Origin of the sequence: Kineosporia sp. NBRC 101677, from assembly GCF_030269265.1 — a bacterium.
GTDB lineage: Bacteria > Actinomycetota > Actinomycetes > Actinomycetales > Kineosporiaceae > Kineosporia > Kineosporia rhizophila.
In genome coordinates this window covers 81,061-99,049 of record NZ_BSTA01000002.1, presented here as the reverse complement: position 1 = coordinate 99,049, position 17,989 = coordinate 81,061, and the positions used below count along the sequence as shown (strand labels likewise).

Genomic DNA, 17,989 nt, shown 5'->3' with positions numbered 1-17,989 from the left:
GACCTGGTCCGCGCGGCCGGTTTCACGTTTGCGCCCGCCGACACGGTAGAACGAGGGCATGAGTGCAGACGCCAAGTCCCGGAACGACGAACTGGTCGGGAAACTCCGCGCCGACCTGACCGGGTTCACCGTGGACGCGGTCAACGACCTGCTCGGGCCGGTGGCTCAGGCCGCCCTGGGGCGTGAGCAGTCGCTGCCCGCCCGTCTGGCTGTGGCCCAGCATCTGGCCTCGCCGTCCCAAGAGCCGCTGGCCGCACTGGTCGCCGTGTTCGTGCTCGGGCTGGAGGTCCCGGCCGGGCGCCTGGCCCGGGCCGTGCCCCGGACCGGGGTGGCCGGGCTGAGCGAACTCGGGCTGCTCGCCGCCGCGGGCCCGGACCCGGCCGATCCGGTGCGGGCCCTGGTCGACCTGCGCCCCTACGCCACGGTGGACGCGCTCGGCCCGGCCGACTGGTGGCTGGCCTCCGACCTGTCCGAGGTGGCCACCGGCCGCCCACTCTCGGAGGATCACGTGCTCGGAGTGGGCGGCGCCTCGCTGACCCTGGCCCGGTGCACCGTACGCCGGCCGACCGGCCGTGTGCTGGATCTCGGCACCGGCTGCGGCATTCAGGCCCTGCACGCCGCGCGGCACTCGAAACACGTTGTGGCCACCGACGTCTCTGCTCGCGCACTGCAATTGGCCGGACTGAACTGGGCGCTCAACGCACCCACCATCGGCACCACCACGATCGAAGGACGACTGGGCAGCCTGCTCGAACCGGTCACCGGCCAGGAGTTCGACCAGGTGGTCAGCAACCCGCCGTTCGTGATCACCCCGCGTTCGACCCCGGCGGCGGCCTTCGAGTACCGGGACGGCGGGATGGTCGGCGACGACCTGGTGCGGCACCTGGTCGAGTCGGTCGGTTCGGTGCTCGCGCCCGGGGGGATCGCCCAGTTCCTGGGCAACTGGGAAGGGCGTGCGGACGAGGGGTGGACCGATCGCGTGTCTTCCTGGCTGACGGCCTCCGGCCTGGACGGCTGGGTGGTGCAGCGGGAGTGGCAGGATCCGGCCGAGTACGCGGAGACCTGGATCCGCGACTCGGGGCAGCACCTGGGGAAGGACGCGGACGACCTGTACGCGGCCTGGCTGGCCGACTTCGCCTCGCGCGGGGTGGAGGGCGTCGGCTTCGGGCTGATCACGCTGCGCCGTCCGGAGCGTGAGAGCGGCGCTCCCTTACGGATCGTCGAGGAGCGTCGCACCGGACCGGGCCTGCCCTGGGGCGACGAGGTGCTGGCCACTCTGGAACGGCACGACTGGCTGGCGGCCCACGACGACGAGGCGCTCCTGGCCGCGACGGTGCGGGTCGCCCCGGACGTCACCGAGGAACGTCACCACCGGCCCGGCGCCGAGGACCCGAGCGTGATCCTGCTCCGGCAGGGTGGCGGCGCGGGTCGTGTGGTGCAGGCGGGCACCGCGCTGACCGGGTTCGTCGGAGCCAGTTCCGGCGACATCCCGGTGGGCCGGCTGATCGGCGCACTCGCCTCCCTGCTGGAGGTGGACGTGGCCGCGTTGCAGACCGAACTGCTCAGCGACGTGCGCAATCTGGTGCGCGACGGGCTGCTGGAGCCGGCCGAGTAGAGGCATGCCTAAGAGCGGATCGTGCGGGTTCGCACGATCCGCCCTCAGCACCGGACCTTAGGCCCGGCTCCAGGTCGCCAGGGCGTGCTCGACCACGGAGATCAGGGTCTGCTTGGCAGACTCCCGCTCCCGGGCGTCGCACACCAGGACCGGAACGTCCTGGCTGAGCTGTAGCGCCTCGCGCACGTCCTCGGGGCGGTGCCGCAGCAGTCCGTCGAAGGCGTTGATGGCGACCACGAAGGGAAGATTGCGGGCCTCGAAGAAATCGATCGGGCCGAAACAGTCTTCCAGTCGCCGGGTGTCGACCAGGACGACCGCCCCGATCGCCCCGCGCACCAGGTCGTCCCACATGAACCAGAACCGGTTCTGACCAGGCGACCCGAACAGGTAGAGCACCAGTTCCTGGTCGATGCTGATCCGGCCGAAGTCCATGGCGACCGTGGTGGTCGTCTTGTTCGGTGTGGCCGAGAGATCGTCCACGCCGACGCTGGCCGAGGTCATCACGGCCTCGGTCCGCAGCGGCATGATCTCGGAGACCGCACCCACGAACGTGGTCTTGCCCGCACCGAATCCACCCGAGATGACGATTTTCGTCGATCGGGTGGCCCTGGTCTCAGAGCCGCTGAAGGCCACTGAGCACCCTCCTCAAGAAAGCTGGATCACGTTCGTCACCAGAAGCGTTCGCCGTGCTCAGCACCTCGACCAGACCCAGCTCGACCATGTCCGCGATAATCACGCGGGCCACGCCGAGCGGGGTGTGCAGCCGGGCGGCGATCTCGGCGACGGAGATCGTTCCCTCACACAACTCGATCACCGTGCTGTGTTCCGGCGAGAGCAAGTCGTTCATTCCCGGGTCCTGGCCGGCGACCGTGGTCACCACCAGAGCCTCGAGGTCGAGGTCGTGCACCGGGCGGGTACGTCCACCGGTTCGGGCGTAGGGACGCACCATCGACGGTGGCGGGTCCCCGCCCTCATGAGCTGAGTAGTCGGTCATCTCGGCAATCTGCTCACATCGGTGGCAGCGAGCCACCGTGGCCGTTGTGCCTGATCTCCGGCGACAGGTGCTGTCCGACCCGGTCGACCAGCAGCGTCATCTCGTAGCCGACCAGGCCGATGTCGGAGGTCGGGGCGGCCAGGACCGCCAGCCAGGATCCGTCCGAGATGGCCATCAGAAGCAGGAAACCGCCCTGCATCTCGACGACCGTCTGGACCACCGCTCCCGCGGCGAAGCACATTGCGGCGCCGTTGGTGAGGCTGCCCAGTCCGGACGCGACTGCGGACAGCTGGTCGGCGCGGTCACGCGGAAGTCCTGCGGAACTCGCCACAAGAAGACCGTCGGCCGAGACCACGGCTGCGTGCGCCACTCCTGGTACCCGCTGTGCGAACCCGTCGACCAGCCAGGTGACGTCGGTGCCGGTGCCCGTGCTCACTGGTCCCCTCCTTGCTCTGCGGAGGAGCCACTGTCGGCACCGCCGTCGCTGTTGGTGGTGAAAAGGCTTGCCCCGACCGGGTTGAAGGCCGGAGCCGGGTCTGACTTCTGCCGTGCCTTGCGGGCATTGGCCAGACCACGCTGGTAGCTGCCCAGCCGGCCACGGACGACGGTAGCGTCTGCGGCCTGGCCGCGGGCCGGGGTGGCGCGGGGACGGGCCGCAGCTGCGTCCGTGACCGCACCGGCCGTCGAGGGCAGCAGGTTGGCGCCGGGCCGGCGGGTCGGCAGACCCGCGTCCGAACGCCCGTCGGTCTCGGGGGCCGAGGCGGCGCGGGCGTTGGTCGCCAGCCAGCGCTGGTCGCCCAGGGCCGCCCAGCGGCTCGACTGCTTGGTGTTCTCCCGCTCGTGGTCGCGCAGGTCGATGACGCGCTGGTCGCCGTTCTCGACCGAGATCGAGGGGGCGGCCGGCGCCGGCTCCGAGCTGAACCAGACCGAGATCTGGTCGAAGATCGGCGTCGGGTCGTTGAAGTCCGGGCGGACGTTCTCGCCGATCATCGGGGACGGCGGCTCGGCCGGCCGGTAGGCGGCCGAGGCCGAGGCCCGGGCGGCCAGCTCGGTCGGCAGATCCGGGTCCTGCCAGTCGGAGTTCTCCTGGCCGGAGGGCAGGCCCCGGTTCGGCGCGGCCCGGAACGAGCCGGTCGAGGCAGACAGCGGGTCGTTGACCGGCAGGCCGCCGGTCGCCGGGCCGCTCTCGATCGGACGACGGCTCAGCCCCGGCAGACCGGAGATGCCCGCGGCCGGAGTGTTGTCGTCGGCGCCGTAGCCGGCCGGGCGGGCCGGAGGCTGCCGCTGGTTGTTCTCGAAGGCCGCCTGGCCGAAGCCCGGCAGGGGCTGACCGAACGTCGGGTCGGGCTGACCGAGCCCCCGCACCTGCTGCGCGGTGAAGTTCGGCGGGTTCTGCTGGCCGAAGCCGAGCCCGGCGCGGGTGTTGAAGCCCTGCTCGGGCTGCTCGTCCTCCGGGCCGAAACCCTGCTCGTTCTGCCCGAAGCCCTGGCTGAGCCCGCCCAGCGGCTGCGGGGTGCGCGCCCCCGGGGTGCGGGTGGGCAGGCTGGGGATACCGCCCGGGGTGGTCTCCGGCGGCGGCAGCGTGAACTGCGGGGTGCGGGCGGGCTGGCTCTCCGGACGGGCGAAGCCCTGCTGCTGGTCGTCCTGGCTGAAGCTGAAGGCCGCGGGCTGCTGCTGCGGGGCCGCGCCCGGACGGGCGGCGAATGTTCCGGCGTTGCGTTCGGGAGCCTCGCCCGGCGCGGTGGGGATGTTCGGGGTGAACAGCCCGCTGGAACCGGTGTCGGCAATGTTCGAGGCCTCGGGCGGCAGGCCGGCGTTCGTGCCGGTGGCCGGCCCGCGGCGACGGCGGGGCAGTTCGGAGTCGTCCTCGTCGGCGACCGAACGGACGCCTGCGGCGGCCTGGGCGGCCGCCCCGGCCGCGGTGGCGGCGGGTGAGGGAGCGGGGATCTGCTGCTCGCGCAGCGCCGGCTGACCCATCTGCCCGAAGGTGCCGTACCCGTTCTGCGCCTGGCCCTGCGGCTGCGACAGCTGCGGACGGGGCATGCCCGCCGACGGGGTGAGCGGCCGGACCTGCGGGTTGGTGCCGGTGGGGTTCTCGCCGGTGCTGCCCGGGGCGCCGATGACCAGCGAGGCGGGCACCCGGACGAGGGCGATGGTGCCCGAGGCGTCGGGCCGGGCCTGCAGCTGCACCCCGAAGGTGCCGCGGCGGGCCAGGCGGGCGACCACGAACAGACCCATGCGGGACGGGACCTGGGTGTCGATCGACTCGGGCTGGGTGAGGCGGGCGTTCAGGCGGTCGAGCTCACCGGGGCTGATCCCGACACCGGCGTCGAGCACCTCGATCTGCAGGCCGCCGTCGGCGGTGAAGGCCGCGGAGAGCACGATCGCGCTGGAGGGCGGCGAGTACATGGCCGCGTTGTCGAGCAGCTCGGCCAGCAGGTGGACGAGCTCGCCGGCGACCGTACCGGCGATCGAGGCGCCGCTGACCGGCTGCAGCCGGACCCGCTCGTACTGCTCCATCTCGGAGGTGGCGGCGCGGAACAGCTCCGCGATCTTGACCGGGGCCGTGGCCCGGGTGCGCACCGCGGAACCGGCGAGCACCAGCAGGTTGTCGTTGTAGCGGCGCATCCGGGCGGCCAGGTGGTCCAGCCGGAACAGGTTGCGCAGCTGGTCGGGGTCCTGCTCCTGGCTCTCCAGGCTGTCGATGATGGCGAGCTGCTTCTCCACCATCGACTGGCTACGGCGGGACATGCTGACGAAGGCCTCGTCGAGCGCGCGGCGCAGGCGGACCTGGGCGGTGGCCAGACGCACGGCCTCGGCACCGAGGTCGTCGACCGCGTGGGCCACCTCGAGGGTCTCCGGACCGGGGTTGAAGTCGGCCGGGAGCACCGGGGGCAGCGAGATGTCGGCCCCCACACCGTCCTGCTCGATCCGGGCCACCGCGGCCGGCAGCTGCACGCTGGCGACCTCGACGGCACCGGCGCGCAGCCGGCGCAGCGGGGCGGTGACGGTACGGGCGATCGTGGTCAGCAGAGCGCTCACCACGAGGATGGTGACGAGCACGGCCCCGGCCACCACGGCGACCCGGAAGAGCGCTCCGGTCTCGGCGTCCTGCGCCGTCTTCAGTGTGGTGCGACCCGCCTCGGTGGCGACCGTCTCGATGTCGGCCAGCCGGCTGACCGCGAGCTTGGTGAAGTCGTTGGGCGAACCGAGGCTGTCGCCGGGCTCGACCAGCGAGTTCTCGAGGGAGTTGCGCCAGCGGTTCATGTTGGCGTTGAGGTTGCTGAGCTCGAGCAGGCGCCTGGTCTGTGCGTCGTCGGCCACCGCCTCGGCCTGGGTGACCCCGAGGGCCTGCTGCGCGACCAGGGACTCGAGGTTACGCACGGTGGTGATGTTGACCTTGGTCTGACCGGTGAACACCCCGCTGAAAACGGTGATCTCCTCGGCCGCGGAGAAACCGGTGCGGGACACCGCGGAGAACAGCTGACCGCCGGCCACCGTGTCGATGTCGTTGGTGGTGACGCCGAGGTCGGTGGCCAGGTTCTCGGGGAGGTCACGGGTGACGTCGAAGAGCAGCTCGGTGATCGAGCGCACCTGGTTGACGCCGGTGCTGCCGCTCAGCGCGCCGTTGTCGATCATGCTGTCGACCGTCGACCGGATCGAGGGGATCCGGTCGAGCTGGGCGAGCATGGTGGTGGCGGTGCCGGGCAGGGCCGAGTCGGACGAGCCGCGGTCGGCCAGGTCCTCGAGCTTCGGCCGGATGGCAGCGACCTCGGAGTCGGTCTGGGCGCGCAGGCCGGCCAGCTTCTCGGCGTCGGTGTTGGCCCCCGGCATGCCGAACTCGTTGAACAGCACGCGGCTGAGCCGCAGCGACGGCTCCATCAGCTCGGCGTCGAGCCGGGCGGTGTGTGCCTTCTGGTAGGTGGTGGTCAGCGACCAGACCAGGAAACCGCCACCGATGAGCAGCACGACGAGCGGAATGGTGACCAGAAGCGTCAGCTTGCGGCGGATGGACCATCCGGCAATAGACGAGCGACGGGGCGCGTCCGGGACGCTCTCGACGTCGGCCCCCGGTTCGGCCGAACCGTGTCGCGGCACGCGATCCTCCCTGCGGCCACTCTCAAGTGGCATCCGGTAATCTGGCCGTCCGCTCAGTGATCTTTCCGCGTCTTCGTTGACGCGGTCCATCCCCGGCATCTCGGCCCACCTCGTTGTCCAGCGTGTGCTGATCGTGGCAGAAGGTCTCGTCAGAGGCTACGTCCCGATGCAGGCACTCGACGAACCTGGCCTCACCGCGCACGGCCAACTTGAGGGCCTTATTCTCCGCACTCGTGTCCAAATCACCCTAGCGCCTCGGGGCAACCCGACGGCAATCGTGGCCCATGCCCACCGGCTACGGCCTGGGCAACCTCCGTTCAGTGGGATTCGTTGTGACGCTGAACACACCCGGATGGACTTGCCGCACTTGAGCCGGGGGTGGCTCCTCGTCACTTTGCGTGTCACTCTCGCTGCGGAGACGTGACGCCGACGAAGGCCGCGAGCACCCACGCCCGGCGGCTCTCGGGTTACGGTGCTTCACCGGTGCGCGTTGTGTAGCGTCCCGCCCCAGCCGCGTGACGGAGGCGAAGAACGCCCCCGTCTGCCCGTCCGGAGAAGAACGGACAGCGTCGCGGGGGGAGTGAGCGTCAGTGGACAGCGTCAGGAAAGGTGAGCCTGTGGCCGCCAGCAAGACCACGAACGGCAGGCGGCTCGTGATCGTCGAGTCGCCTACCAAGGCCCGGAAGATCGCCGAGTACCTCGGCCCGGAGTTCGACGTCGAGGCGAGTGTCGGCCACATCCGTGACCTGCCCCAGCCCAGCGAGCTCCCGCCGGAGATGAAGAAGGGCCCCTTCGGGAAGTTCGCCGTCGACGTGGACAACGGCTTCGAGGCCTACTACGTGGTCGACGCCGACAAGAAGAAGAAGGTCGGCGAGCTCAAGCGGGCGCTGAAGGACGCGGACGAGCTCTACCTCGCCACCGACGAGGACCGCGAGGGCGAGGCCATCGCGTGGCACCTGCTGGAAGTACTGCAGCCGAAGATCCCGGTGCACCGGATGGTGTTCCACGAGATCACCCGGGAGGCGATCAGCCGCGCCCTCCAGCAGACCCGCGACCTGGACGAGCGCCTGGTCGACGCCCAGGAGACGCGCCGGATCCTGGACCGGCTGTACGGCTACGAGGTCTCCCCGGTGCTGTGGCGCAAGGTGCGGGCCGGCCTCTCGGCCGGACGGGTGCAGTCCGTCGCCACCCGTCTGGTGGTCGAGCGCGAACGCGAGCGGATGGCCTTCCGGGCCGCCTCGTACTGGGACCTGACCGGTGACTTCGCCGCGTCCGAGCCGCACGCCCAGGCGGGCCGCTGGTTCGGTGCCCGCCTGGTCGCCCTGGACGAGCGCCGTGTGGCCACCGGCCGCGACTTCGACGACACCGGCCGGCTGACCTCGCCGGACGTCGTCCACCTGGACGAAGCCGCCGCGAACGCCCTGGTGCGAGCCCTCGAAGGGGCGAGCACGAGCGTCCGTAGTGTCGAGGAGAAGCCCTACCGGCGGCGGCCGGCCGCCCCGTTCACCACCTCGACCCTGCAGCAGGAGGCCGGGCGCAAGCTGCGGCTGTCGGCCAAGCAGGCGATGCGCACCGCCCAGTCGTTGTACGAGAACGGCTACATCACCTACATGCGTACCGACTCCACGACGCTGTCGGACCAGGCGGTCAACGCCGCCCGGCAGCAGGCCGCGGACCTGTACGGCGCCGAGTACGTCCCGGCGCAGCCCCGGGTCTACGCCAGCAAGTCGAAGAACGCCCAGGAGGCGCACGAGGCGATCCGCCCGGCCGGAGACCACTTCCGGACCCCGGCCCAGGTCTCGAGCGAGCTCAGCGGCGACGAGTTCCGGCTCTACGAGCTGATCTGGAAGCGCACGGTGGCCTCGCAGATGGAGGACGCCCGCGGCTCCACCGCGACGATCCGGCTCGGGGCGCGCACCTCCGACGGCCGCGACGCGGTCTTCGGCGCTTCCGGCACGGTGATCACCTTCCGTGGCTTCCTGGCCGCCTACGAGGAGGGCCGGGACGAGGAGCGTCACGGTGGCGACGACGACGAACGACGGCTGCCGGAACTGGCGGTCGGTGACGCGCTCGACACCCGGGACCTGACCGCCGACGGTCACACCACCTCCCCGCCGCCGCGCTACACCCAGGCCAGCCTGGTCAAGGCGCTGGAGGAGCGGGGGATCGGCCGGCCCTCCACCTACGCCGCCACGATCGACGTGATCGTCAACCGGGGCTACGTCGGGCACAAGGGCAACGCGCTGGTGCCGACCTGGCTGGCGTTCGCGGTCACCCGGCTGCTGGAGGAACACTTCGGCGGGCTGGTCGACTACGAGTTCACCGCCTCGATGGAGGCCGACCTCGACCAGATCGCCGCCGGTGAGCAGGACCGCCGGCAGTGGCTGGCCCGGTTCTACTTCGGTGACGGCTCGGCACCCGAAGGCGACGGCAGCAGCCAGCAGCCGCGCCCGGCCGGACCGGACGCCATGCACGGGCTCAAGCCGCTGGTCGACGACCTGGGCGACATCGACGCCCGGGACATCAACTCGGTGCCGCTGGGCGAGGGCATCGTGTTGCGGGTCGGCCGCTACGGCCCCTACCTCGAGGTGCCCGGCGAGGACGGCGAGGCCCGGCGGGCCAGCGTGCCGGACGACGTGGCGCCGGACGAGCTGACCGTGGAGAAGGCCCGCGAACTGCTCGAGACCCAGGCCGACGGCGACCGTGAGCTGGGCACCGACCCGGACACCGGACGTCAGATCGTGGCCCGCAACGGCCGGTTCGGCCCCTACGTCACCGAGATCCTCCCGGACGACGCGCCGAAGTCGGCCAAGCCGCGCACCGGCAGCCTGTTCAAGAGCATGGACGTGCAGTCGGTGACTTTGGACGAGGCGTTGCGACTGCTGTCCCTGCCTCGCCTGGTCGGGGTCGACCCGGAGACGAACGAGGAGGTCACCGCCCAGAACGGCCGCTACGGCCCGTACCTGAAGCGGGGCACCGACTCCCGGTCGCTGGAGACCGAGGACCAGATCTTCACGGTCACGATGGAGCAGGCCCAGGCCATCTACGCCCAGCCCAAGCAGCGTGGCCGCCGGGCCGCGGCGCCGCCGCTGCGCGAGCTCGGGCCGGACCCGGTGACCGAGGCCCCGATCGTGATCAAGGACGGCCGGTTCGGCGCCTACGTCACCGACGGCACGACCAACGCCACCCTGCGCAAGGGGGACGAGGTCGAGTCGGTCACGCTGGAGCGGGCTGCCGAACTGCTCGCCGAGAAGCGGGCGGCGGCGCCGCGCAAGACCACGAAGAAGACGGCCAAGAAGACCACCAAGACGACGGCGAAGAAGACCACGTCGACGGCGGCCAAGAAGACGGCCGCGAAGAAGACCACGGCCAAGAAGACGACCGCCGCCAAGAAGGCCCCTGCAAAAAAGGCCACCACCAAGAAGACGGCGGCCGCCGAGTAACCGGCTCCGTACTACCGCCGGACGAACCGGCGGTAGTACGGACGCCCGTACGCCCGGTTCGGGCGGACTCGGCCCGAACCGGTCCCGAATCGCCCTGAAACCGGCCCACAGGCGGTGCCCACGGACGTCCTTGAACGGAAACCTCTTCTGGGGACACGGAACGACCGTTGCCGAACGGGGCGCGCCGGGAACGGTCGTCCCGGCCCCTCGGGACCCGCCCGCTGATTCCGGAGAGTGTCCGTGGCGGCGGTTACCCTGACCGAGTGACAGCCAGTGGAGAGCACCCGAACGGGCCGGACGACGTCGCACCGGTCTTCCAGGTACCCGCGCTGCGCCGCTTCCGGCCGGCCCTGGTTGGGTCGTCGCTGGGTGAGTGGCTCGGTCTGCTGGCCCTCGTCGCCCTGGCCGCCACCCTCACCGACGGGTCGTACACCCAGATCAATCTGGCCGTCGCCGGTGTGCTGGCCCTGCGGCTGGTCCCGGCCGTGCTGCTCGGCCCGGCCGTCGCCGCGGTGACCGACCGGCTGAACGGCCGGCTGGTGCTGGTCTCGGCCGACCTGCTGCGCGCCCTGCTCTTCGTCAGCATCCCCGTCATCGGCAAGCTGACCTGGCTCTACGTCGCGGCCCTGCTGATCGAGGGGCTGGCGCTCGCCTCAGCGCGGGCGAAGCAGACGTCGATCCCCGCGCTGGTGCCCGGGCACCGCACCCAAGAGGCCCTTCGGGCCGGGCGGGGCGTCATCTACGGCGCGGCCCCGGTCGCGGCGCTCGCATTCGCACTGCTGAGCCTGATCAACGGTGTGCTCGCCACTGCGGCCGACCGGTTCGGTGACCGGCCGATCGACCTGATGCTCTACGTCACCGCACTCACCTTCGTCTTCTCCGCCCTGGCGGCCGCCCGGGTCGCGATCCCCCGTCCCGAGACCGGCGACCTCCCGGCCCGTACCTCGGTGATCGGGGCGATCGCCGCCGGCCGGGGGTCCGTCACCTCCACCCCGGCGCTGCGGGGTCTGGTCACCGGCATGCTCGGGGCCTTCGCCGCGGCCGGTGCCGTGCTCGGCCTGGCCCAGACCTACGCCCGCGATCTGGGCGCTGGTCAGCCGGGCTTCGGTGTGCTGTTCGCCGCGGTGTTCATCGGCCTGGCCCTGGGGCTGCGGATCGGGCCGCAACTGCTCGACGGCCTTTCCCGCTTCCGGCTGTTCGGCCTCAGCCTGATCGCGGCCGGGATCTCCCTGGCCGCGCTCGCCCTGATCCCGAACATGGTGATGGCCGTTCTGCTGGCCGGAGTCCTGGGCGTCTGCGGGGGTACGGCGTGGGCGGGCGGGCAGGCGCTGCTCGACCTGGCCGCCGACGGCGGTACGCGCCGACGCACCTCCGCCTACCTCACCTCGGCCACCCAGATCGTCCTGCTGGTGGTCCTGGCCGCCGGGCCCGCGCTGGCCGCGATGATCGGCCGGCACACCGTCAACTTCACCGACACCCGCGCGCTCAGCTACAACGGCGCCGCGTTCGTCTTCCTGATCGCCGCCCTGCTCACGCTGGCACTGGGCATCACCACCTACCGGCAGCTCGACGACCAGGCCGGCACCAGCCTGCGGCACGACCTGCGCGCCCGCTGGGCCGGCCGCCGTCCGGCTGCTGTCAGCCGTCCGCGCGCCGGATACCCGGGTGTGTTCGTGGCGCTCGAGGGGGGCGACGGTTCGGGCAAGTCCACCCAGGCCCGGCTGCTGGCCGAATGGCTGCGCTCCGACCAGGGCCACGACGTGGTGCTCACCCGCGAGCCGGGCGCCACTCCGCTCGGGGTCCGGCTGCGCGAGGTGCTGCTCGGCACCGGCGCCCAGCTGGGCAGCCGCCCCGAGGCGCTGTTGTTCGCCGCCGACCGGGCGCACCACGTCGAGGCGGTGGTCCGGCCCGCCCTGGCGCGGGGGGCCGTGGTGGTCACCGATCGCTACATCGACTCCTCCGTGGCCTACCAGGGCGCCGGCCGGGACCTGGACGGCGACGAGGTGCGGCGGATCTCCGAGTGGGCCACCGAGGGTCTGGAGCCGGCCCTGACCGTGCTGCTCGACGTGGATCCGATGGTCAGCAAGGCCCGCCGCGCGCACGATCTGACCCGGGGTGGCGAAGACCGTCTGGAGTCCGAGTCGGACACCTTCCACGAGCGGGTCCGCGCCCAGTTCCTCGCCCAGGCGCGCAGCGCCCCGCACCGTTACCTGGTGATCGACGCCGGGCTGAGTGCAGAAGAAGTGCAGCAGCTGATCCGCGAAGGGGTGCGCCAGGTGCTCCCGGTCTCGGCCCGGCGCCGGGCCGAGCTGGACGAGCGGCTGGCCGAGGAGGACCAGACCCGCGAGCGCCGGGCCCGGGCCGAGGCCGAGGTGCTGCGGATGGACGCGGACCTGCGCCGCCGCCGGGTCGAGGAGGCCCGGGAACGCGAGGAGTCGCGTCGCCGGGCCCGTGACGAGGCCGAGCGGCAGCTGCAGCAGGAGGCCGAGCGGGAGCTGCGGGCCCAGGAGATGCAGCGCAACCGCGAAGAGGTCGACCGCCGTGCCGCTGCGGCGGCGGCCGCAGCGGCACTCGGCCCGGTCACCGAGCCGGTGCAGATGCCCAGTCGGCGCACGGCCCACAGCGGCGAGCCCGGCCAGGTGGAGCAGGGTGCCGACGCGCAGCCCGTCGTTCAGCCGGAGTCCGGCCCGTTCCAGCAGCCCGGCCCCTCCCAGCAGGCGAGCCCGGGTCAACCGGGCCAGTTCCAGCAGCCTGGTCAGGCCGGGCCCGACCAGGCCCGGCCCAATGACTTCCGGCAGCCTGGTGGGGCCCCTCAGCCCGGCCATGTTCAACCTGGTCAGGTTCCGCAGCATGGCCAGCCCCACCCCGGCCAGTTCCGGCAGGCCGGCCAGGGGCAGCACTCGGCCGCTCCCCCGCCGGCTCGGAGCCAGCAGCCGTCCCAGCAGTTCGGGCAGCCCGACGAGTTGACCGCCCCGCAGCGGTCTCGCTCGGCTGAATGGGCCGCCCCAGAGCAGGCCGAGCACGACCCATGGGCAGCTCCAGAGGCGGCCGAGCCCACCCGGCCGGTGCCGCCCGTTCCCCCGGCCGCCCAGGTTCCACCTGCGCACCAGCCCACCGCATACCCGGCCCCGCACCCAGCCGAACCGCCCTACGAGGGCGCCACCACACCCGTCCCCAATCGGCCCTTGCGCCCGCAACTGCCCGAGACCGAGCGTCGGGAGCAGGAGCTACCGCCCACCCCGGCCCCTACCCCGGCGCGAGCCACTCCCCCGCCCACCGCCCAGATGCCTGAGGTCGCCGACGTGACCGCACTCGAGTTCGACCAGGACCGCACGATCAACCTGTCCGACGGCGAGACCACCACCGACACCGGCGGCAACCCCGTCCGGCGGCGAGGACGGCGGCAGGCGTGAGCGTCTGGGACGACGTGGTCGGGCAGGAAGCCGCGATCGCGATCCTGAAGCAGGCCGTCAAGGCCGCCGGCGAGATGGTGGCGGCCGGCGTGGGGCTGGGAGTGGATGCGGCCCCGGACTCCGGCGAGGCGGCCGCCATCTCCGGCGGCATGACCCACGCCTGGCTGATCACCGGCCCGCCCGGTTCGGGCCGCTCCACCGCCGCCCGGGCGTTCGCTGCCGCGCTGCAGTGCCCTCAGGGCGGCTGCGGCGTCTGCCACGCCTGCCAGACCGCGCTGTCCGGTGCCCACGGTGACGTCCGGCTGGTCGCCACCGAGCACGTCATCCTGCGCGTGCTCGACGTCAAACCCCTGATCGAACTCGCTCAGCGCAGCCCGGCCGAGGGACGTTGGCGGGTGATCGTGATCGAGGATGCCGACCGCCTCAACGACTCCTCCGGCAACATGCTGCTGAAGGCCATCGAGGAGCCGCCGCCCCGCACCGTCTGGTTGCTGTGCGCACCCAGCTCGGACGACGTGCTCACCACCATCCGCTCCCGCTGCCGCCGGGTCGGTCTGCGTACTCCGCCGGTCGCCGCCGTCGCCGAGTTGCTGGTGCGGCGCGACGGGGCCGACCCGGCGATCGCCGCCTTCGCCGCGCGCTCGGCCCAGAGCCACATCGGTCTGGCCCGCCGCCTCGCCCTCGACGAGGACGCCCGGATCCGCCGGCGTGACGTGCTCAAGCTGCCGCTGAAACTGCGCAGTGTCGGCGCCGCCGTGCTGGCCGCGGGCGAGCTGATCGAGGTCTGCAACGAGGAGTCCAAGGCCAGTACCACCGAGCGCGACGCCACCGAGAAGGCCGCACTGCTGCGTTCCCTCGGCGCCGAAGGCCTGTCCACGTTGCCCCCGGCCGTGCGCAGCCAGGTCAAGCAACTCGAGGAGAACCAGAAGCGCCGGGCCACCCGGGCCACCCGCGACGTCCTCGATCGTTCCCTGATCGACCTGCTCTCGCTCTACCGCGACGTGCTCGTGCTGCAGCTCGGCGAGGGCCGCGCGGGCGAGGTGGAGCTGGTCAATGCCGAGATGGCCGATCTCATCGAGGCCGAGGCCCGCAACACCACCGCGACCTCCACACTGCGCCGGATGGAGGCGATCGGCCAGGCCCGCGAGCGGATCGAGGCCAACGTCTCCCCGCTGCTGGCCCTCGAATCGCTGATGGTGCAGCTGCGCCCGGCCGCGTGAGCACGGCCGGTTCGTATAGCGTTCTCGAACGGCCGCGCCCCGCTCACCAGATACGCCGAGGAGAACGATGTTCCGCAGCGACCGGCGGGAGCACCGACCCGCCGTCCGGTCCCTGACCCTCCTTGCTGCAGTAGCCCTCGGGGTGAGCTCCTGCTCGTTCCCCGACTCCGGGTCCGACGGCGGCTCGAACGCCGACCCGACCGCGCTGCCCTCGGCCGGGAGCGTGCCCTCCGGGGTCACCGACCCGGCCGAGGATGCGGCCTACCAGAAGTTCTACGGCCAGCAGGTGAAGTGGACCGACTGCGGCGAAGGCCTGCAGTGCACGAAGTACCAGGTGCCGGTCGACTGGGACGAGCCCGCGGGCGCGACCATCGAGATCTCGGTCAACAAGCTCCCGGCCGCCGGTGACGACCCGATCGGTTCGCTGGTGGTCAACCCCGGCGGGCCCGGCGTCTCCGGTCTGGACTACGCCGCGGTCGCCCAGCAGGCCTTCGGCCAGAGCATCCTGAACGCCTACAGCGTGGTCGGCTTCGACCCCCGCGGGGTCGGCGAGTCGGCACCGATCGAGTGCTACAGCGACGAGCAGTACGACGAGTCCACCTCGGCCGAGGGAACGCCGGACGACCAGGCCGAGATCGCCGAGGCGGTGGCCGACTCCAAGGACTTCGCCCAGGCCTGCCAGCAGAACACCGACACCGCACTGCTGGAGAACGTCGACACGCTCAGCACGATCAAGGACATGGACGTGCTGCGCGCCCTTCTCGGCGACGACGTCCTCTCGTACCACGGCGCTTCCTACGGCACCTACCTCGGCGCCTGGTACGCCGAGGCGTTCCCCTGGCGGGTCGGCCGGATGACCCTCGACGGCGCCATCGACCCCTCCACCACCGCCGAGGAGTACACCGCCGGCCAGGCCGAAGGCTTCTCCCGCGCCCTGCGCGCCTTCGTCACCGACTGCCAGGAAACCGGCGACTGCCCCCTGCGCGGCTCGGTGGAAGAAGGTGTGGCCCAGCTCGCCACCCTGGTGGACCGCACCGATGAGAACCCGCTCGACACCGGTGACCCCGAGCGTCCTCTGACCCAGTCGTTGATGTTCACCGGCATCGCCCAGGGCCTTTACGCCCAGCAGCTGTGGCCGATGCTCACCACCGGCATCTCCCAGGCCACCTCGGGCGACGGCACCGGCCTGCTCACCCTCGCCGACGCCTACCTCGAGCGCACCGAGGACGGCCACTACGGCCAGACCCTCGCCGCCAACCCCGCGATCTTCTGCCTGGACGTCCCGGAGACCCGTACCCCGGAGCAGATCGCCGAGGGCGCCGCCGCGCTCAACAAGCAGTTCCCCCCGCTCGGCGGCTCCATCGGCTGGGGCGGCCTCGGCTGCTCGCAGTGGCCCTACAAGGCCGTGATGGAGCGCAAGGAGCTCCACGCCACCGGCGCCGCCCCCATCCTGGTGCTGGGCACGATCGACGACCCGGCCACCCCGTACGAGTGGTCCGAGGCCCTGGCCTCCCAGCTCGACTCCGGCCGCCTGCTCACCTGGGAGGGCACCGTCCACACGGCCTACCGCCAGGGCAGCACCTGCGTGGACGAGAAGGTCGAGGACTACCTGCTCACCGGCGCCCTGCCGGCCGAAGGAACCACCTGCAAGTAGCCCCCGCCACGCGCACGGGCAGCCTGCGTTCGGCAGCACTCCCCGGAGCCCGTATACTCGTGCATCGTCGCTCCGGCAGAACCTTGCTGGGCCTGCGGCGCGCCACCTTAGCTCAGTTGGTAGAGCAGCTCATTCGTAATGAGCAGGTCGTCGGTTCGAGTCCGACAGGTGGCTCCGAGGTCAGAGGGCCGAAACAGGGTCTGACCAGCAGGAACGTTGATCGGTGGCACACGAGTCATGTGCCACCGATTGCTGCTTTGGGCGGGTGGTTGCCAGGGATCTTGCCCCATGCTTGCCCCTCCACCTGAGTGCAGTCACCTGCCTCCTAGGCCGACGCGCAGCCGCCTCGCTTCTATGGATCGCGTCATCCAACATGGCCTGGCAATCGCAACAAATCAGACCAAGCCCCAGCCCAGCAGAACCCAAAAGGCAAAAGGCCCAGCTAGAAGCCACCCCCAGAGCCAAAAATGCGAGATCGCCCACCCCGGGACAGCATCCCCTACCGGACCAACGACCTGCCGACCTGGACCATCACAACTTTCACCTATGCACGCCCATAGCACCCGGCCAACATGTGCGTTCTGGTAATAGCGGGTGTGTTCGCCCCAAATTTCGCTATACCGCTCAAAATTCAAAACTTCTACGGACTTCACGGCTCGGTCAAGCCCGTATCTTTCATATGGCCCGCCGCCAACACAGACTGGATCCAAGATTGAACCGACATCCCACCAACTCTTGACCACAGGTACATCCATCTCCGGACCAGCCACCAACCGCCGGCCGACAAGAGCCTGCAGAACCAAGAGAACTGCCACCGCTAGCGCGACTGGACTGACAAACAGATCAAGCAAGGGTTTAAAGAGACCAAAATTGTACTGAGGAATTTCATGTAACTCTTCGCGCCCTTGGTAGACAGCCATTGGATGCTTGAGAAGAGGAATGAACATAGTTTCAGTAAATATCTTGATTACCTCAATGACGTATAGCACTCCAGATGCCATTATAGCTGGCGCAAGTATCACTAAGACCCACTGCAGAAATAGGAATGGCTTTGTAGCCGTTCGTGCAAAGCCCAAAAGATTTGCGCCTGAACCTACCGTCACCAAGCCGTCGGTAAACCCGGGCTCGGAAGCGGTCAGGTAACGTGCGATCGCACCTCCTTGCGAGTGCCCAACTATGACCAACCTGTCGACATGACTGCGCAGCAATTCGGCCGTTGACCGCACAGATTCAACAATGTCACCCAAAATCTCCCGATTCGCAGAGAATGCCCATGCATCCCCTAAAACATAGATGCACGCACGTGCCACGAAGCTATTCTCCGGAGCGGAGCGTCCAAAGAGAGTCTCAATAATTAATACGAAAGTACCCAGAACGGCCATAATAGCAGCTACTACCGGGATTATGAGTAGGCGCCAAACCATCGACTGGAGCACGCGGGCCAAGAAATGAAGGAGAAAAACTCGCGAACCAGGCTTCTTTACTTCGAGTGAAGCTTGCGCTCGCACCATCCCCAATGCGTTGCTCATAACTAGAAGGAGAGGAACAGTAG

General features: G+C 70.5%; 10 protein-coding genes and 1 tRNA gene. 6 read left to right on the top strand and 5 right to left on the bottom strand.

From position 1 onward, the window contains the following. Positions 1 to 58: 58 nt before the first annotated feature. The gene (locus QSK18_RS05980; RefSeq protein ID WP_285617021.1) at positions 59 to 1,615 is read left to right on the top strand and encodes a DUF7059 domain-containing protein; all 1,557 of its coding nucleotides are present in this window, start codon (positions 59 to 61) and stop codon (positions 1,613 to 1,615) included. Positions 1,616 to 1,672: 57 nt separating this feature from the next. Here the strand turns inward: QSK18_RS05980 and QSK18_RS05975 are convergent, their stop codons facing one another. From QSK18_RS05975 to QSK18_RS05960, 4 genes are read right to left on the bottom strand one after another with little or no spacing between them, the layout of a single operon-like run. Continuing rightward, positions 1,673 to 2,248: a GTP-binding protein gene (locus QSK18_RS05975; protein ID WP_052527280.1), complete on the bottom strand. Its 576-nt coding sequence runs from the start codon at positions 2,246 to 2,248 to the stop codon at positions 1,673 to 1,675. After that, a complete protein-coding gene (locus QSK18_RS05970; protein ID WP_231443191.1) occupies positions 2,229 to 2,609 on the bottom strand; it encodes a DUF742 domain-containing protein in 381 nt (126 codons plus the stop codon). The genes QSK18_RS05975 and QSK18_RS05970 overlap by 20 nt, the downstream gene beginning before the upstream one ends. 13 nt (positions 2,610 to 2,622) lie before the next feature. Next, entirely contained in the window at positions 2,623 to 3,045 is a 423-nt protein-coding gene (locus QSK18_RS05965; RefSeq protein ID WP_285617011.1) for a roadblock/LC7 domain-containing protein, read from the bottom strand. After that, positions 3,042 to 6,707, bottom strand: coding sequence for a sensor histidine kinase (locus QSK18_RS05960; RefSeq protein WP_285617008.1), 3,666 nt, complete (start codon positions 6,705 to 6,707; stop codon positions 3,042 to 3,044). Before QSK18_RS05960 ends, QSK18_RS05965 begins: the two co-directional genes overlap by 4 nt. Positions 6,708 to 7,324: 617 nt before the next feature. Here QSK18_RS05960 and topA point away from each other — a divergent pair. From topA to QSK18_RS05935, 5 genes are all read left to right on the top strand, one after another. Next, positions 7,325 to 10,150: a type I DNA topoisomerase gene (gene topA / locus QSK18_RS05955; protein WP_232810297.1), complete on the top strand. Its 2,826-nt coding sequence runs from the start codon at positions 7,325 to 7,327 to the stop codon at positions 10,148 to 10,150. A gap of 263 nt (positions 10,151 to 10,413) precedes the next feature. Continuing rightward, positions 10,414 to 13,563 (top strand): dTMP kinase, encoded by a 3,150-nt coding sequence (gene tmk, locus QSK18_RS05950; RefSeq protein ID WP_285617006.1) that lies wholly within the window; start codon positions 10,414 to 10,416, stop codon positions 13,561 to 13,563. Continuing rightward, positions 13,560 to 14,783, top strand: coding sequence for a DNA polymerase III subunit delta' (locus QSK18_RS05945; protein WP_232810299.1), 1,224 nt, complete (start codon positions 13,560 to 13,562; stop codon positions 14,781 to 14,783). The genes tmk and QSK18_RS05945 overlap by 4 nt, the downstream gene beginning before the upstream one ends. Before the next feature lie 67 nt (positions 14,784 to 14,850). After that, complete coding sequence (locus QSK18_RS05940; protein ID WP_232810300.1) at positions 14,851 to 16,437, top strand: alpha/beta hydrolase; 1,587 nt, start codon at positions 14,851 to 14,853, stop codon at positions 16,435 to 16,437. Positions 16,438 to 16,538: 101 nt separating this feature from the next. Then, positions 16,539 to 16,611, top strand: a tRNA-Thr gene (locus tag QSK18_RS05935). Positions 16,612 to 16,832: 221 nt separating this feature from the next. Here QSK18_RS05935 and QSK18_RS05930 read toward each other — a convergent pair. After that, positions 16,833 to 17,966, bottom strand: a complete 1,134-nt coding sequence (locus QSK18_RS05930; protein WP_285617001.1) for a lipase family protein — start codon at positions 17,964 to 17,966, stop codon at positions 16,833 to 16,835. Positions 17,967 to 17,989: the final 23 nt, after the last annotated feature.

Coding starts and splice junctions, on each gene's coding strand:
- QSK18_RS05980 (WP_285617021.1), top strand. CDS start 59: ATGAGTGCAGACGCCAAGTCCCGGAACGACGAACTGGTCGGGAAACTC.
- QSK18_RS05970 (WP_231443191.1), bottom strand. CDS start 2,609: ATGACCGACTACTCAGCTCATGAGGGCGGGGACCCGCCACCGTCGATG.
- QSK18_RS05940 (WP_232810300.1), top strand. CDS start 14,851: ATGTTCCGCAGCGACCGGCGGGAGCACCGACCCGCCGTCCGGTCCCTG.
- QSK18_RS05930 (WP_285617001.1), bottom strand. CDS start 17,966: ATGAGCAACGCATTGGGGATGGTGCGAGCGCAAGCTTCACTCGAAGTA.